Origin of the sequence: Arthrobacter sp. NPDC058097 (assembly GCF_042884885.1) — a bacterium.
GTDB lineage: Bacteria > Actinomycetota > Actinomycetes > Actinomycetales > Micrococcaceae > Arthrobacter.
In genome coordinates this window covers 359,916-374,265 of record NZ_JBHVSZ010000004.1, presented here as the reverse complement: position 1 = coordinate 374,265, position 14,350 = coordinate 359,916, and the positions used below count along the sequence as shown (strand labels likewise).

Annotated in this window: 17 protein-coding genes and 1 pseudogene; 8 read left to right on the top strand and 10 right to left on the bottom strand. The window is 66.2% G+C overall.

What is annotated here, in order from left to right; translation table 11 throughout:
- Nucleotides 1-609: pseudogene (locus ACFVTE_RS10025) on the bottom strand (hypothetical protein); the annotation flags it as partial.
- 160 nt (nucleotides 610-769) lie between these two features.
- Here ACFVTE_RS10025 and ACFVTE_RS10020 point away from each other — a divergent pair.
- Nucleotides 770-2,233, top strand: a complete 1,464-nt coding sequence (locus ACFVTE_RS10020) for a YdiU family protein (RefSeq protein WP_387099734.1) — start codon at nucleotides 770-772, stop codon at nucleotides 2,231-2,233.
- Nucleotide 2,234: 1 nt separating this feature from the next.
- On the opposite strand, the gene ACFVTE_RS10015 is transcribed toward ACFVTE_RS10020, so the two are convergent.
- Nucleotides 2,235-2,387, bottom strand: a complete 153-nt coding sequence (locus ACFVTE_RS10015) for a hypothetical protein (protein WP_387099731.1) — start codon at nucleotides 2,385-2,387, stop codon at nucleotides 2,235-2,237.
- 223 nt (nucleotides 2,388-2,610) lie between these two features.
- On the bottom strand, nucleotides 2,611-3,324 hold the full coding sequence (locus ACFVTE_RS10010; protein WP_387099729.1) for a GAF and ANTAR domain-containing protein: 714 nt from the start codon (nucleotides 3,322-3,324) through the stop codon (nucleotides 2,611-2,613).
- Nucleotides 3,325-3,665: 341 nt separating this feature from the next.
- Here ACFVTE_RS10010 and ACFVTE_RS10005 point away from each other — a divergent pair, with 341 nt between their 5' ends.
- On the top strand, nucleotides 3,666-4,232 hold the full coding sequence (locus ACFVTE_RS10005; protein WP_387099727.1) for an ArsR/SmtB family transcription factor: 567 nt from the start codon (nucleotides 3,666-3,668) through the stop codon (nucleotides 4,230-4,232).
- 345 nt (nucleotides 4,233-4,577) lie between these two features.
- On the opposite strand, the gene ACFVTE_RS10000 is transcribed toward ACFVTE_RS10005, so the two are convergent.
- From ACFVTE_RS10000 to ACFVTE_RS09985, 4 genes are all read right to left on the bottom strand, one after another.
- Nucleotides 4,578-4,955 (bottom strand): VOC family protein, encoded by a 378-nt coding sequence (locus ACFVTE_RS10000; protein WP_387099724.1) that lies wholly within the window; start codon nucleotides 4,953-4,955, stop codon nucleotides 4,578-4,580.
- Nucleotides 4,956-5,267: 312 nt separating this feature from the next.
- The gene (locus ACFVTE_RS09995) at nucleotides 5,268-5,591 is read right to left on the bottom strand and encodes a response regulator transcription factor (protein WP_387099764.1); all 324 of its coding nucleotides are present in this window, start codon (nucleotides 5,589-5,591) and stop codon (nucleotides 5,268-5,270) included.
- A gap of 278 nt (nucleotides 5,592-5,869) precedes the next feature.
- The gene (locus tag ACFVTE_RS09990) at nucleotides 5,870-6,187 is read right to left on the bottom strand and encodes a hypothetical protein (RefSeq protein WP_387099721.1); all 318 of its coding nucleotides are present in this window, start codon (nucleotides 6,185-6,187) and stop codon (nucleotides 5,870-5,872) included.
- Between the two features lie 113 nt (nucleotides 6,188-6,300).
- Nucleotides 6,301-6,558, bottom strand: a complete 258-nt coding sequence (locus tag ACFVTE_RS09985; protein ID WP_387099718.1) for a hypothetical protein — start codon at nucleotides 6,556-6,558, stop codon at nucleotides 6,301-6,303.
- Between the two features lie 560 nt (nucleotides 6,559-7,118).
- On the opposite strand from ACFVTE_RS09985, the gene ACFVTE_RS09980 reads away from it, so the two are divergent.
- From ACFVTE_RS09980 to ACFVTE_RS09970, 3 genes are all read left to right on the top strand, one after another.
- Entirely contained in the window at nucleotides 7,119-7,364 is a 246-nt protein-coding gene (locus ACFVTE_RS09980; RefSeq protein WP_387099715.1) for a hypothetical protein, read from the top strand.
- Nucleotides 7,365-7,547: 183 nt separating this feature from the next.
- Nucleotides 7,548-7,916, top strand: a complete 369-nt coding sequence (locus ACFVTE_RS09975; protein WP_387099712.1) for a VOC family protein — start codon at nucleotides 7,548-7,550, stop codon at nucleotides 7,914-7,916.
- 30 nt (nucleotides 7,917-7,946) lie between these two features.
- The gene (locus ACFVTE_RS09970) at nucleotides 7,947-8,357 is read left to right on the top strand and encodes a VOC family protein (RefSeq protein WP_387099709.1); all 411 of its coding nucleotides are present in this window, start codon (nucleotides 7,947-7,949) and stop codon (nucleotides 8,355-8,357) included.
- A 108-nt stretch (nucleotides 8,358-8,465) separates the two neighbouring features.
- Here ACFVTE_RS09970 and ACFVTE_RS09965 read toward each other — a convergent pair whose 3' ends face one another.
- Nucleotides 8,466-9,932, bottom strand: coding sequence for a sugar porter family MFS transporter (locus tag ACFVTE_RS09965; RefSeq protein WP_387099707.1), 1,467 nt, complete (start codon nucleotides 9,930-9,932; stop codon nucleotides 8,466-8,468).
- Nucleotides 9,933-10,069: 137 nt separating this feature from the next.
- Here ACFVTE_RS09965 and ACFVTE_RS09960 point away from each other — a divergent pair, with 137 nt between their 5' ends.
- Nucleotides 10,070-11,077, top strand: a complete 1,008-nt coding sequence (locus ACFVTE_RS09960; RefSeq protein WP_387099705.1) for a LacI family DNA-binding transcriptional regulator — start codon at nucleotides 10,070-10,072, stop codon at nucleotides 11,075-11,077.
- An 87-nt stretch (nucleotides 11,078-11,164) separates the two neighbouring features.
- On the opposite strand, the gene ACFVTE_RS09955 is transcribed toward ACFVTE_RS09960, so the two are convergent.
- Nucleotides 11,165-11,812: a GDSL-type esterase/lipase family protein gene (locus ACFVTE_RS09955; protein ID WP_387099703.1), complete on the bottom strand. Its 648-nt coding sequence runs from the start codon at nucleotides 11,810-11,812 to the stop codon at nucleotides 11,165-11,167.
- 52 nt (nucleotides 11,813-11,864) lie between these two features.
- A complete protein-coding gene (locus tag ACFVTE_RS09950) occupies nucleotides 11,865-12,470 on the bottom strand; it encodes a DUF3841 domain-containing protein (protein WP_387099700.1) in 606 nt (201 codons plus the stop codon).
- A 355-nt stretch (nucleotides 12,471-12,825) separates the two neighbouring features.
- Between ACFVTE_RS09950 and ACFVTE_RS09945 the strand changes: the two genes are divergently transcribed.
- Complete coding sequence (locus ACFVTE_RS09945; RefSeq protein ID WP_387099697.1) at nucleotides 12,826-13,260, top strand: arsenate reductase ArsC; 435 nt, start codon at nucleotides 12,826-12,828, stop codon at nucleotides 13,258-13,260.
- A gap of 55 nt (nucleotides 13,261-13,315) precedes the next feature.
- A complete protein-coding gene (gene trxB / locus ACFVTE_RS09940; RefSeq protein WP_387099694.1) occupies nucleotides 13,316-14,350 on the top strand; it encodes a thioredoxin-disulfide reductase in 1,035 nt (344 codons plus the stop codon).

Sequence of the window (14,350 nt, the reverse complement as noted above, 5' to 3'; positions counted from 1 at the left end):
CAGGCTGCGGCCCAGCCGTCCGGCCAGGAGGCCGGCGCCTGCCGCGAGGAGCAGGAAGGTCCCGGGGCGCTGCCGGGCGAAGGACTTGACCTCGTTCAGGAGTGAGCCGGGGTCGCGGTTGTCCAGCCAGGATGCGACCGACTCGGAGCGGTCGGCGGCCTGGCGGATGAGGTCCGCGGCCACGCCCTGCTGGTCCGGTGCGTCCGCCATGGTGCGCAACTGCGAGGAGATGTTGCGGATGCCCTCGGCGGCCTTGGTCTGCTGGGTGCCGGCCTGGTCTGTGAGGTCCGACTTCGCCTGGTGCAGCAGGTCCCGTGCGCTGTTCTTGGCTTCGTAGGCGACGTTCTTCGCCTCGGTCTTGGCCGTATCGGCCACATTCTGGGCGGCCCCGGCAGCGTGGCCGGCCACGTTCGCGGCCTCATCCTTCGCCACGTCCTTCTTGGAGGAACTGTCATCCTGGTAGCCGGTGGTGCCCGGGTAGTCAGTGGTGCCCGCGCCGGTGGTGCCGTAGCCGTTGGTGCCCGTTTCAGTTGTGCCGTAGCCCGTGGTGCCCGAGCCTGCGGTGCCCAGGCCCGTGGTTTCGGTGCCGAATGGGTTCTCGGTCATCATTGCTCTCTTTCCTTTGAGGGTTAGCTGCTGCTGATGAACCAGCACTCAGCAATAGTAAGCATGATTACCATCTAATAGTAAGTAGACTTCCTACATGGTTTCAAAATTGTTGGATGGCACCCGCCCGGCCGAGGGGCGGGCCGAAACGTATGCTTGAAAGATGAGCGCTCCAGCCGCATCAACCGTCACCTTCGAAAGCCGCTTCGCCACGGAGCTTGCCGAGATGGCCATCCCCTGGAAGGCCGAGGAGGTCCCTGCCCCGAGGCTGCTCGTCCTAAATGAGCCGCTGGCCGCCGAGCTGGGCTTCGACCCGGAGTTCCTGGCAAGCCCGGAAGGGCTGCCGCTGCTCATCGGCAATGCAGTGCCCGACGGCGCCACTCCCGTTGCGCAGGCCTACTCCGGCCACCAGTTTGGCTGGTTTGCGCCGCGGCTGGGGGACGGCCGTGCGCTGCTGCTCGGCGAGATTTCCGACGTCGAAGGACGCCTCCGTGACATCCACCTGAAAGGCTCCGGCCGCACCCCCTTCGCCCGGGGCGGCGACGGGTTCGCCGTCGTGGGGCCGATGCTGCGCGAATACATCGTCAGCGAGGCGATGCACGCCCTCGGCATCCCCACCACCCGGTCACTCGCCGTCGTGGCCACGGACCGTTCCGTCCAGCGGGAGACGGTGCTGCCCGGGGCGGTGCTTACGCGCGTCGCGAGCAGCCATCTGCGGGTGGGAAGTTTCCAGTATGCCCGGGTCGCCGGTGACGGGGGGCTCCTGCGCCGCCTTGCGGACCACGCCATCGCGCGCCACTATCCGGACGCCGCCCAGGCGGACAATCCGTATCTCGCCCTGTTCGATGCCGTGATTAGCGCCCAGGCCTCGCTCGTGGCCCGGTGGATGCTGGTGGGCTTTATCCACGGGGTTATGAATACGGACAACATGGCCATCTCGGGGGAGACCATCGACTACGGCCCGTGCGCCTTCATGGACGCCTTCGACCCCGCCACGGTCTACAGCTCGATCGACGAGAACGGCCGCTACGCCTACGCCAACCAGCCCCTCATCGCGGAGTGGAATCTGACCCGACTGGCGGAGGCGCTCCTACCGCTGTTCAACGACGATGAAGAGCGTGCGGTGGAGCAGGCGCAGGAATCACTGGCCGCTTTCCGCGAGCAGTACAGCGGCGCGTGGTTCGCCGGCATGAAGGCGAAGCTTGGATTGGACGGCAGCATCGCTGAGGGCGCGGCTTCGCCCGTGATTGACGAACTGCTGGCGCTGCTCAAGGCGGGGCGCCTCGACTACACGTCGTTCTTCCGCCGGCTTGGAAGCGTTGCCCGCGGCAACGCGCAGCCGGCGGGGGATCCGGCCGCGGAGCCGGACGGCCTCGCTGCCTGGGCCGGGCGGTGGCGGGCCCTGAACCCCGACGCCGGCCTGATGGACCGGGTCAACCCGGCCTATGTGCCCCGCAACCACCTTGTTGAGGAAGCGCTCAGCTCGGCAACGGACGGTGACCTTGACCCGCTCCGGCGGTTGCTGGAGACGGTGACGGACCCCTATAACGAGCGTCCCGGCGTCGAACGTTACGCAGAGGCTGCGCCGGAAAGCTTTGGACCGTACCGGACCTTCTGCGGAACCTGACCTACGGGCCGGGGTGGACGAGGGTGTCCGGGTCAAGCTCGCTGGCCGGTGCGTCGGCGAGTCCCTGCGGCGTGAGGTCCAGCTCGTCCAGAGCGACCATGGCTGCGGTCGGGGCGGCGTTCAGCCCGGCACCCGGGGCAATGTTGTTCGTCATGGTTCTCTGTCTCCTGAAGTAAGCGGGACGTGCATTTGTGTGCTGACTCGCTATTTTCCTTGGAAATGCCGTGCGCGCCAAACTTGCTCGGCGGCGCAAAATGCTGTAGCCGGGTCCGATCCAACCTGCCCGGGACCTCCGCGGTGAGGTAATTCCCGACGGCGGCAGCCCTCTGATGCGCAGGCCGTTGCGGCCCGCTTGAAGGCGGTTTTGTGACGGCCGGTTACACCTCTCCGCCGTCGATGATGTCGCGCGAAAGCTGGTGCAGCGGTTCATTCCTGCGCCGCGAGGCACTTATGAGCGTGGCGAGGGCCTGGTCGCGGTTGATATGGAGTCGTTCCATGACGATTCCCGTGGCTGTCCCGATGGCGTCGCGGGCGCCAAGTGCGCCGATGAGCCCGTCGCTGAGGCGCTGCGCCGTGTCGCGGGCCTGGGTGTTGGCAAGCATGAGTGCGGCGGGCCGTGCTAGCAGTTCGAGCAGGCGGATGGCCTTGGAATCGAAGCCGTTTGGAAGGGGGGAATACACTTTCAGGGCCCCAATGGCGCCGTCGGGCGTTGATAGCGGCGTGCTGATCACCGAGCGCAGGGGCAGGTCCGTGATGGCGCGGCTCCAGGCCGGCCAGCGGTGGTCGGTGCGGCAGTCATCGACCGTCACGGTTGCCTGCTGGGCCCAGGCGGTCAGGCACGGCCCCTGCCCAAGGTCGTACTGGAGCTGGTCTGCCCGCAGGATGTCGGGATCGGTGAAGGCCGTGCTGGTGCGCCGGCCGCGTGTATCCATCAGGCTGACGCCGGCACCGAGGGTCCCCGGGATGGCTTCCTTCAGGGCCTGGGCGAGCGCGGACACGGCCTCGTCGACTGTTTCGTGGGTCAGCAAGAGGTCGGCGATCCGGGCGGTGAGTGCCGCGAGTTCGTCGGCGAGGGGCAGGTTGGCCTGCATCAGAGCCTGGTTAAGGGATGGCGGCAGGGCCCGCGGAGACCTGGCCGGCCGGGCAGGAGTACACCGGGCCGTGCAGAAGTGGCTGCTGAAACAGGCACGGGCTTTAATTCCTCTCCTGAATGCGCAGAGTGCCGTTCCGGTGACAGACTGCCGCGTGGAAAACGTTTAAGACAATTATTTCAGTGCAGGACGCCTGCCGCGAGGGGGTACCGGCCCTTGAATCGCAACGATTTTCTGCCGGAAATGCCGGGTTCCGAAAAATGCCAGATTCATTGCGTCGGCGTGGCTTCTGTGAGGGGATAATCGGTTAAGGACACGTGTATATCTGTCAGATTGGGGCAATGGTGACGGAACGTGGGGGACTCGGAGTGCGGGTCGCGGCTGGTGAGGCGGAGCTGTTCAAGGTGCTGGCTCATCCCGCCAGGGTCCGGGTTCTGGCTGTGCTCGCGTCGGGGCCGGCTTCCGTGGCGGAGCTGTGTTCAGCCACGGGACTGAAACCTTCGCATCTGGCCGGCCAGCTTGCACAGTTGCGGGCTCAGCACCTGGTGACTGGCCGCCGGGCCGGCGGCCGGCTCCAGTACTGGCTGGCCTTCTCTGAAATTGCAGACCTGCTCGCCGCTGCCGAGTCCGTGTTGAGTGCCCGGGCGGCGGCCGATTCGGGCGGCCTGGCCGGCATTGGCGCATCCCGTGCACGATCCGGGACCATCCTGACGGAGGAGTCTGCAGCTGTGCTGGAGGAGTCCCTGAACCGGCGCGCCCTGATAACCGACGCCGTCCGGTCCGTCAGTGCCCGGACCGGCCGCAGCTCGGAGCAGGCCCTGGCGGGACTCCTCACGGAGGCGCGCGAGCGCAGCCTCACGCTTGCCGAGGTGTCCAGGGAAGCGGTCGCGGAACGCGGAGCCGACTGACCTGCCGACGGCTCAAAAAGCCGGCCCGGGCGAACTCCGGCAGGTTCCGATTTGCGCACTAAGCGTTCGTGCTATTGACGGGGTGCCACCGCTGGGCGAGACTCGTAATTGAGGAATTGATGAATTCATCGTTTCTTCAATCCTCTCCATTGGGGGCCCTCTGCTCCGGCAGGCGCAGAGGGGCCGGAGCGTCGCGGGGCAAGTGGACATTCGCCACCGCCCGGGGGCCGCGGATTAGACGGAAAGGGGCCGGAACAGCGCGGTTCCGTCCCCTTTCCGATTCCAGTGGCGAAGCTGCGCGAGTCCGGGACTTTGCGGGTCCGGAGCTGCGCGACCCCTGAACTACTACTGGCGTTCGAAGAGGCTTAAGATATTGCCTTCGCTGTCCAGGAACCAGGCGGCCTTGCCGCCGTCTGTTGTGGCAATCCCGTTCTCGGTCTTCAGCCCCGGGAAATCGTATTCCTCGAACACGACGCCGCGGCCCTGCAATTCCTGAACGTCCCGCTCGACGTCGTCGGTCACCCAGCCCATCTGGGTGTTCTTTGCGGTGCCCGCGTTGTCAGTCTGGTACACCAGGAACCTGGTCCCGTTGCCGCATTCGTACATGACGTTGTCGTCTGCGGGTTCCACCGGTTCCAGTCCCAGCTTGTCCCGGTAGAACTCCTTCGCCCTGCCTACATCCTTCGCCGGAAGGACAGCCGCGATTTGTAGGTCCTTGAGCATGACAGTTCACTCCTCGTTGAGTTAATGCGCTGTTGGGTTGATGGCGATGGTCCCCCTGATCGGTGCCGGGAGCGGACTGGCGTCCGTGCCCGGGCCGCGTCGCCGCCCGTTTCGCCGAGAGCCGGGTGGCCACCTGGGACCCTTTCGCGCCTCTCCGGCAAACGCCGGTGCGGGGGTCCCCGAAGTTTATGGGGACATTATGGAACCGAATTGCCACCTGCGGATATAGGACGCGGAGACGGGAAAGCACGACGGCGGCCGGCCGGGTGCCGTGGGCTCGTGCGGGACCCGCCAACGTCCGGCGAAGATGCGCTAGGCGCGCGACTCAAGGCCGTGCGCCGTCAGCGGACCCACGGGGCAGAGCCTGTTCACCGTCTCCGTGAGTTGCCGCGGACGGAAAGGCTTGATCAGGTACGCGGCGGCCCCCGACGCCATGCCGGCCATCTCGTCGTCGAGCTCTGCCCTGGCGGTGATTAACAGCATGGGTGCCTCGGAGCGGGCGCGGATGTGCTGCGCCACCTCGAGGCCGTCCATGTCCGGCAGGTTCAGGTCCACCGTTACCAGGACGGGGTGGTGCTCCCACGCCGCGGCGACGCCGTCAACACCGTTGCCCACGGCATGAACATCAAATCCGATCCGCCTCAGAAGAAGAGTGAGCAGATCGCGAATATCCTTGTCATCCTCGATGACCAGGCAAAGCCCCGTGAACCCAACGTGCCCCCCGGCCTTTAGTAGGTGTGGACAGTGTAAGACGGAAACCTCAAGAAGTGCATGTCCGGGGCACGAAAAAGCCCCGCACCATTGTGAAGGCGGTGCGGGGCTTCCCGGGGACGACCATCCGCATGGGGGAATAGGATGGGGCCCCGCATAAAGTTACCCGTGCGTAGGTTTGTCCTTCAACTGTACGATCCCCGTCAGTCCGGCAGTTCCATCTGGAAACCGCACGTACACCTGAGGACTCGCGTGGACAGGTAAACGTCCAGGGTGTCGTCCGCCGTGCCTTCTGTGGATAGCGGTGCGGACAGCCTGCGGACCTCCGATTCCGCCTTGGCCATGGGCTGCCCACAGTGCATGTAATGGCCGCCGAAGATGAGCACGTCCCCTCGTTGCTCGCGCCGGCCCAGGACCGCGGACAGCTCGGTAACCTGGGCAGGATGTTCGCTGAAGCGCCGGCACCGGCTGCACGTGTAGGCAACCAGGACGACGTCGGTGGGACAGTCCGGGATACTCATCACCGATCTGATAGTTAAGTAGCGGTCGGTGCCGCACCTGGTGCATCTCACCGGCAAAACGCGGGCCCGGTCGGCCCCGTCGGAGCGGAAGTCGGGTGATCTGAGTGACATGGTCAGCTCGCAAGCGGATAGCTGGCCATGATGTAGTCGGCTGCGGCGCGTCCCTTCATCCGCCGCCGGGTGCCGCGGAGGTTGACCCGGCACCGGCGCATGCCGGCCCGGAAGGACGAGTCGGATTTGGGTGTCAGTCCCTGGATCAGGCACCAGCTCGTGTATAGCCCGTACAGGCAGTCGGGCCCCAGCGGGCTGTCGGTGTCGGGCGCGGGGGAGGTGGCGTCGGAAAGGAATTTCTGGAAATGCGAGGGGGCCATGGCAGGCTCTTTCCTCAGGTGCAGGGTGGCCGCCGTGAGGCTGCAGCGACGAAACCTTCTGGCGCTGCACAACGCCGGAAGGGGTCCCCCGCGGAATGATGGCGGGAGTTCCTTAATAGAACTTACCCCCCGGTAGCTCCCTTGTACATAGGAGGCCTCAGTTCCCACTGGCTGGCGCGGGGCCGGCGGCGGACTGGGTTAGGCAGCCAGGTCCCGGAGGGTGGACCAAGGGCCACCGCCGCCGGCCTGCATCAAGTTTCGGCTTTCCTCCTTGGAAGAACTTTGGAGTTCCTTTGAGCCCGCGCGGGAGAGCGGGGGGTTTCGCAGGGATCGCCCCAAGGTGTCCCAGCTATTTCCCCACGTCAGCGGGCCATGGTGGCACTGTCCTGAAGGGAACGGAATCCGCGCCCCGAACCTTCAGAACTGCCGGGTCCGCACGCACTCCCCCCCTCGCGCGGCGGACCCGGCAACACCCTCCCTCGGCCCCGCCCGAAAATGACATGGCGTGTTGCACAGGCCACGTTCACAGGCTGTTCACCCCGAGCTGGTTCCATTAAGGCATGGACGCGAACGCTGGCAACGATCACGACGCCGACCTTCCGGCGTTGTGGGGAATGCTGACCCCGGGGGCGGAGACAGAGATCCGGAAACCGGGCGGCCCCGCCCGCGCCGGTGTTGCCGGCAGCGTGCCCCTTGACGGCTCGGTCGTCTTCTCCTGGCTCGACGGGCAGTCAGCGCGCAGGCTGCATTTTGCCGGAGACCCGCTGGTGGTCCTGCCGGAACTGGAGCACACGGAGGCCTTCTAGCCCCGCGCATGTGCACTGCCCGCGTTTAGCCGGCGGCCACCCGAGGCTCTTCCCGTGGATTTGTGCCGGGGGCGGGTTTTGTCAGCGGGTTCTGGAAGAGTGCTGTCTGGGACCGGTCGGACGGCCCGCGAGTACCATCGGAAATATTCATGGCCCGGAGAATTCCGGAGACTGGAGCAGCACATGCAACTCGGCGCTTTCTCACTCAGCCTTGCCGTCAAGGACATCGCGGCCTCGGCAGCGTTCTACGAGAAGCTGGGATTCGCCCGGTCCGGGGGCGAAATTGACCAGAACTGGCTGATCCTTCGGAACGGGCAGACGGTGCTCGGCCTCTTCCAGGGCATGTTTGAGAAGAACTCCCTGACGTTCAACCCGGGCTGGGACCAGGATGCGCAACAGCTCGATTCCTTCACCGACGTGCGCGACCTCCAACGCCAGCTGAAGGACCAGGGCGTCCCCTTCGTTGCTGAGGCCGGCGAGGGCACCGGGCCGGCCAGCTTCATCGTGCTTGACCCCGACGGCAACCCGGTGATCGTGGACCAGCACATCTGACCTTGTTTTCGCCTGGAGAGGAGAAGGGAAATGTCCAGTAATCCTGAGGATCTGGTCAACGTTAAGGACTTTGTCAGCGTCCGGTACATGGTGGACGACGTCGACGCCGCCGTCGGCTTCTACACGAAGCACCTCGGCTTCACCGTAAGAATGAACGCGGCACCGGCATTTGCCGACGTCGCGCGTGGCCAGTTGCGCCTCCTGCTGAGCGGACCTACCAGCTCGGCAGGCCGGCCAATGCCCGACGGCGCGGTCCCGGCACCGGGCGGATGGAACCGGATCCATCTCCTCGTGGGCGACATCGCCGCCGAGGTGGACAGGTTGCGGTCCGCGGGCGTTACGTTCCGGAACGAGATTGTGAAGGGACCGGGCGGCCAGCAGATCCTGCTGGAGGATCCCGCCGGCAACGTCGTCGAGCTGTTCCAGCCCGCCGGCACGTAAAGCGCCCTAAACGCAGAAGCCCCGTCCGCGGGATTCGGTGAATCCAGGGGACGGGGACTGTGCGGTTGTTGGGCCAGGCGACACTGCGCAGGGCGAGGCAGGGAGATGTTAGTGGGCTGCCGTCGCCGGGGTCTTGTGGACCAGGTAGATGGCGCCGGTGGTGACGTCCTCCTCGAGTGCTTCGAGGGTGCGGCCACGGGTTTCCGGGACCTGGGTGTAGATGAAGATCAGGGCCAGAATGCCCACCACACCGAACATGAAGAACGTTCCGGTGATGCCCACCGATGCCACCAGGGTCGGGAAAAACAGGCCCAGCAAGGCGTTGGCGATCCAGAGGCAGAAGATGGAGACGCCGATGGCGAAGCCGCGGATGTGCAGCGGGAAGATCTCCGAGAGCATCACCCAGACGGCGATGTTGAGGAACGTCTGCATGGAGCCGACGAACGCAACCACCAGGAAGAGGATCACGAAGGGCCGTGCCGGGTTGCCGACCGGCAGTGCGATGGAGGCGATGCCGATCAGGAAGTGGCAGACGGTGGTCAGCGTGAAGCCCAGGAGCAGGGTGGTGCGGCGGTTGACGCGCTGCATCATGGTGAGCGCAATGACGCCACCGACGACGGCGATGACGCCGGGAGCGATGTTGGCAATGAGGGCGGCACGGGAGTCGAAGCCGGCCTCAACCAGCACGGACTGGCCGTAGTACATGATCGAGTTGATGCCGGTCAGCTGCTGAGCCACGCCCAGCCCGATGCCGACGAGCAGGATGCGCAGGATCCACTTGTTCTTCAGGGCGCCCCAGCCGGACAGGTTCATTTCCTTTTCCTCGTCGGCGAGGTGCTTGACGTCGGCCATCTCCGCTTCAGCGCGGTCGGATGAGCGGATGGTCTTGAGCACGGCCAGGGCTTCCTGGGTGCGGCCGCGGGAGATGAGCCAGCGCGGGGACTCCGGCATCCGGAGCATGCCGAGGAACAGGGCGACTGCCGGCACCGCGGCGACAGCCAGCATGATGCGCCAGACGCCGCCGAACTCGCCCCAGAGGTTGCCGATGATGGCGTTGACCACGAACGCGGCGAGCTGGCCGATGACGATCATGAGTTCGTTGCGGCCGGCAAGCGAGCCGCGGATTTCGTAGGGAGCCAGCTCGGCGAGGTACACGGGCACCACCGAGGAGGCGCCGCCGACGGCGAGGCCGAGGATGACACGGCCGACCACCATGACCTCGAAGTTCGGCGCGAACACGCAGGACAGGGCGCCCACGAGGAACAGGATGGCGAGCAGGATGATCGTCTTCCGGCGGCCCCAGGCGTCGGCGAGCCGGCCTCCGCCCACGGCGCCGGCCGCGGCCCCGAACAGCAGGGAACTGGTCACGATGCCCTCGGTGATCGGGGTGAGGCCGAGATCGGCGGTCATCGGCCGGAGTGCGCCGTTAATGACACCCGTGTCGTAGCCGAAGAGCAGGCCGCCGAAGGTTGCGACCGTGGCGACCATGCCGAGGCGCTTGCGGTGCGGGCCGTTCGTGAGCGGCGGCAGCGGGGGCGTATGCGCGCCGTCGCGCTGGGCTTGGGTAGCAGACATAAGGACTCCTTTGTCTCAAGTTTGCGGGACGTGTGCCCGCGGTCACATCCAGACTAACGCGCGAAAGGCTTAAATGTAAGGTCAAACTTACAAATGACTTAATTTTCTCCTGTTTCCCGCCGTGGGAGGATGGCGGTATGACGATTCAGCGCCAGCATCGCCCGGCTACACAGGCCGATGTTGCGCGCGAAGTCGGGGTATCGCGGACGCTCGTGTCCTTTGCCTTCCGCGGCGCTGCGGGCGTGAGCGACGAGACCAAACGGGCGATTTTCGACGCTGCCAAGCGCCTGGGGTACCGGCACAACGCGGCAGCCGCAGCCCTGGCAAGCAAGCAGCGGACCGCCGTCGGGCTTTACCTTCTGGACCTCCGGAATGAGGTCTTTTCAGACGTTCTCAACGGCGTGAGCCTGGCGCTGCCGCAGGCGCGCAACCGGCTCATCCTCAGCGTCTCCCGCTCGATCGGCGGCGAGGACCAGGGCGCCGTCGACTCCCTGATCGAGGCTCGGGTGGGGATCATCATCGCCGCGACGCTGCTGGATCCTGATGAACGGGTGAGGGAGCTGGCCCAGCTGGTCCCGGTGGTCAGCGTGACGCGCCGGGTGGAGGGCGTCGACAGCGTGTACCCGGACGACCGCGCCGGCGCCCGGGCCGCCGTCGAGCATCTCCTTGGACTGGGGCACACGCGGATCGCCCACCTGGCCGGGCCGCATATTGACGGTCACACCGTCCGCCGGGAAACCTACGAGCAGGTGATGCGGGCCGCCGGCCTGACCCCGCAGACCGTGGCGGCCGACGATTTCACGCAGGAGGCCGCGGAGCGTGTGGCGGGGGAGCTGCTGGGCGGGCCGGACCGTCCGACGGCCGTGTTCACGCACAACGACCAATTCGCCCTGGGGGTTCGCGAGGCCGCCTACGCGGTGGGCCTGACGATTCCCGGTGACCTGTCGCTGGTGGGCTACGACGATTCGCGGACTTCCCGGCTTCATGGCATCGACCTGACCTCCGTGGACCTTCATGCTGTGGAGCTCGGGAAGATTGCCGGAACCGTCGCGCTGGAGCGGCTCAGCGATCCCGGCGCGCCCATCGCCGACAGGTGCGTCACACCGCAGCTGGTGGTCCGTGCTTCAACAGCCCCTCTCCGCTAGCTCCCTTGGAGTTTTTGTCCAGATGTCGCGGGTTAGGGGCCCTCGAAGTCGTGACAAGTGGACAAAAACTCCATGCCCCGGGTGAGGTCAGCTGCCGCCGATGACCGTTGACCGCGGCACCTGGCGGCCCGGGTCCAGCAGCGCGGCGATGGCTCCGGCAATTTTGGCACCCCCCTGCGCGGAGGGTTCGAGTGCGTTTGCGTAGTCGCCGTTGTGGTTGCAGATGATCCGGAGGTCGAGCACGCTGAGGCCGCGGGTAAACGCCGCCCTGGTGACGCAGTCGTTGAAAACCGTGAGGGCGGTCCGGATGATCCGGTAGTAGGGCCCGGCGGAAGGCGTGTCGTAGATGGTGCACACCGCTACCGGCAGCCCCGTCGCTGAGAGCGCTTCGGCCATGAGTTCGTAGTCGGCGGCGAACCGCTCCTGGGCGTCGGCGAACATGGTCACCGCCTCCGCCACGGATTGTGCGGGTGCTTCGAGCAGGTTGGCGAAACCGAGCGCATCGTTCCCGCCGGCGCTGATTACCAGGTGGGTGGCGCCGTCGGGAAGGGCACGCAGCTGGCGGTCAACCCCGGCGATCACGTCACCGTCGACAGCCAGCAGCGTTGCCATCCAACCCGGCGGCAGCTCGCCGCGCAACTGTTCGACGACGTCGGGCCCGCCGTTGACATAGGCCTTGTTGTCGAAAATCGAGTCCCCGAGCAGGACGATATGGCCCGCCGTGTTGCTGTCCATGCCGCATCGTCCCACGAAACGAGCCGCGCTGACGAGAGGGACTGGGCTGGGGTCAGCTCTCGATCCTCACCGCCTCCACCACGTCTTCGAGGTGCAGCCTGTGCATCGTGCCCTGCCAGGCTTCGAACCTGCCGTAGTTTGCCGGCTCGAGCGCGAACTCCCAGCTCCGCTCAGCTTCCGCCCTCAGGTGTCCGGGCCAGCCCGAGATGCCCGCGTCTCGGGCGCCGGCCGCTTTGAGCCGGTCATAGAAATCCTCAAGCACTTTGTCGATACGGGCGCTGAAGGCGTCGTCGCTCTCGCCCGGAAGGTCCGGGACAAACGGGCATGCGTTCAGCACCGAATGCCAGTCCCCAAAGTTCGAGAGCATAACACGTTCCCGCGGCACGCGGCATGTCAGCAGAACCTCGCCTCGGGAAAGCCGGCAGGATTCAAGCAGATCCTCGCGTCTGATCCGCGCCCAGAACCAGAGCGCCCCGTCACCCTGAGTCCCCAGCCGGGCGGCCATCTGCCGGAGCATCCAGGCGTAGGCGTCCGCGAAATCCGGTTCGGCGAGTGCAATGTCCGGCTCCAGCACCCCATGGGAAAGAAGTGCCTCGAACGCTGCCTCGGTCTGGATAGTGTGCAGAAGAAGCTGGTCGGCACCGATGTCGTAGCCCATGCGTCCTCTAGGAACGGCGTCCCGGGCCCGGGCGGATCTGATCGGAAAAGTTGACATACGAACATCATCTTCGACGGCACTGACAATATCCCGGGCACTGACAACAAAGCCGGGGACAGCCGTTGGATCCGGCGGTTCCGTCCTGAGACCATGAGTTTTTGTCCAGATGTCGCGAGTTGGAGGCCCTCGAAGTCGCGACAAATGGACAAAAACTCCAGACCCGCCAGTCCTGTGGAAGCAGCCAGCCTCTTGATGAAACTGCCGGCTCTTGTTGCACTTGAGTACGCAGGTCTGTGGGCAGGCACCGCTTCCTCCGGCGACACCGCGCTCCGACCGCCAACCTCAGGAGACAGCCATGACCGCCGACCCCGCCAAGAAGCCCTGCGTCCTCTTCGTGTGCGTGCACAACGCCGGCCGGTCCCAGATGGCTGCCGGGTTCCTCACCAGCCTGTCCCGGGGAGCGATCGAGGTCCGGTCCGCCGGCCCCCAGCCGTCACATGAGGTGAGCCCGTCCGTGGTCGAGGCCATGGCCGACGTCGGCATTGATATTTCCCGCGAGGTCCCCAAGGAACTCACCACCGGCGCAGTCCGGGACGCCGACGTCGTGATCACCATGGGATGCGGCGACGAATGCCCAGTGTTCCCCGGCAAACGCTACGAAGACTGGGAGCTGGCCGACCCTGCGGGCAAGGGCATTGAGTCGGTCCGCCCGATCCGCGACGAAATCCGGACCCGCGTCGAGGCCCTGGTCACCGAACTGCTGCCCGCCCGGCACGCCGACGCCCAGTAACAGTTGAGGCCCAGTAACAGTTTCCGGAAAGAAGCCTGAAGAGAAGGAGCAAGCAGTGAGCAAGAATGCCAAGTCAGGGGACGCCAGCCCCGAGGACGCCAGCAGCGCGAAGGTCACCAGCGAGCAGCTGATCATCATCGGCTCCGGGCCCTCCGGCTACACCGCCGCGATCTACGCAGCCCGGGCCGGCCTGAAGCCGTTGGTCCTTGCGGGCTCGGTCACGGCCGGCGGAGCGCTGATGAACACCACCGAGGTAGAGAACTTCCCCGGTTTTCCGGAGGGTGTCCAGGGGCCGGAGCTGATGGACGGCCTGCAGCAGCAGGCGGAGAGGTTCGGCGCGCAGGTGGTGTTCGACGACGCCACGTCCGTTCAGCTCAAGGGTCACCTCAAGCGCGTGGTCACCGGCGCCGGCGAGACGTATGAGGCCCCGGCGGTCATCCTGGCCACCGGCTCGGCGTACAAGGAACTCGGGCTGGCGGAGGAGAAGCAGTTCAGCGGCCACGGCGTCTCCTGGTGCGCCACCTGCGACGGGTTCTTTTTCCGCGACCAGGACATCATCGTGGTGGGCGGCGGCGATTCCGCGATGGAGGAGGCCACCTTCCTGACCCGCTTCGGGAAGTCCGTGACCGTCGTCGTCCGCAAGGGCGAGCTGCGCGCCTCACGCATCATGGCGCAGCGGGCCAAGGACAACCCCAAGATCACGTTCGCGTGGAACTCTGCCGTCACGGCGATCCACGGCAACGGCAAGGTCAGCGGCGTCACCCTGACCGACACCCGCACGGGCGAAACCCGGAAGCAGCCGGCCACCGGGCTGTTCGTGGCGATCGGGCACGTGCCGCGCACCGAGCTGGTGGCCGGCCAGGTGGAACTCGACGGCGAGGGGTACATCAAGGTGGATTCGCCCACGACGTGCACCAACCTCAGCGGAGTGTTCGCGTGCGGGGACGCCGTGGACCACCGCTACCGCCAGGCCATCACCGCGGCCGGCACCGGGTGTGCAGCCGCCCTCGACGCCGAGCGCTACCTGGCCGCGCTGGAGGATGCGGACAGCATCGCCACGGCATTGGTCGAGGAACCCACGCACGCCTGA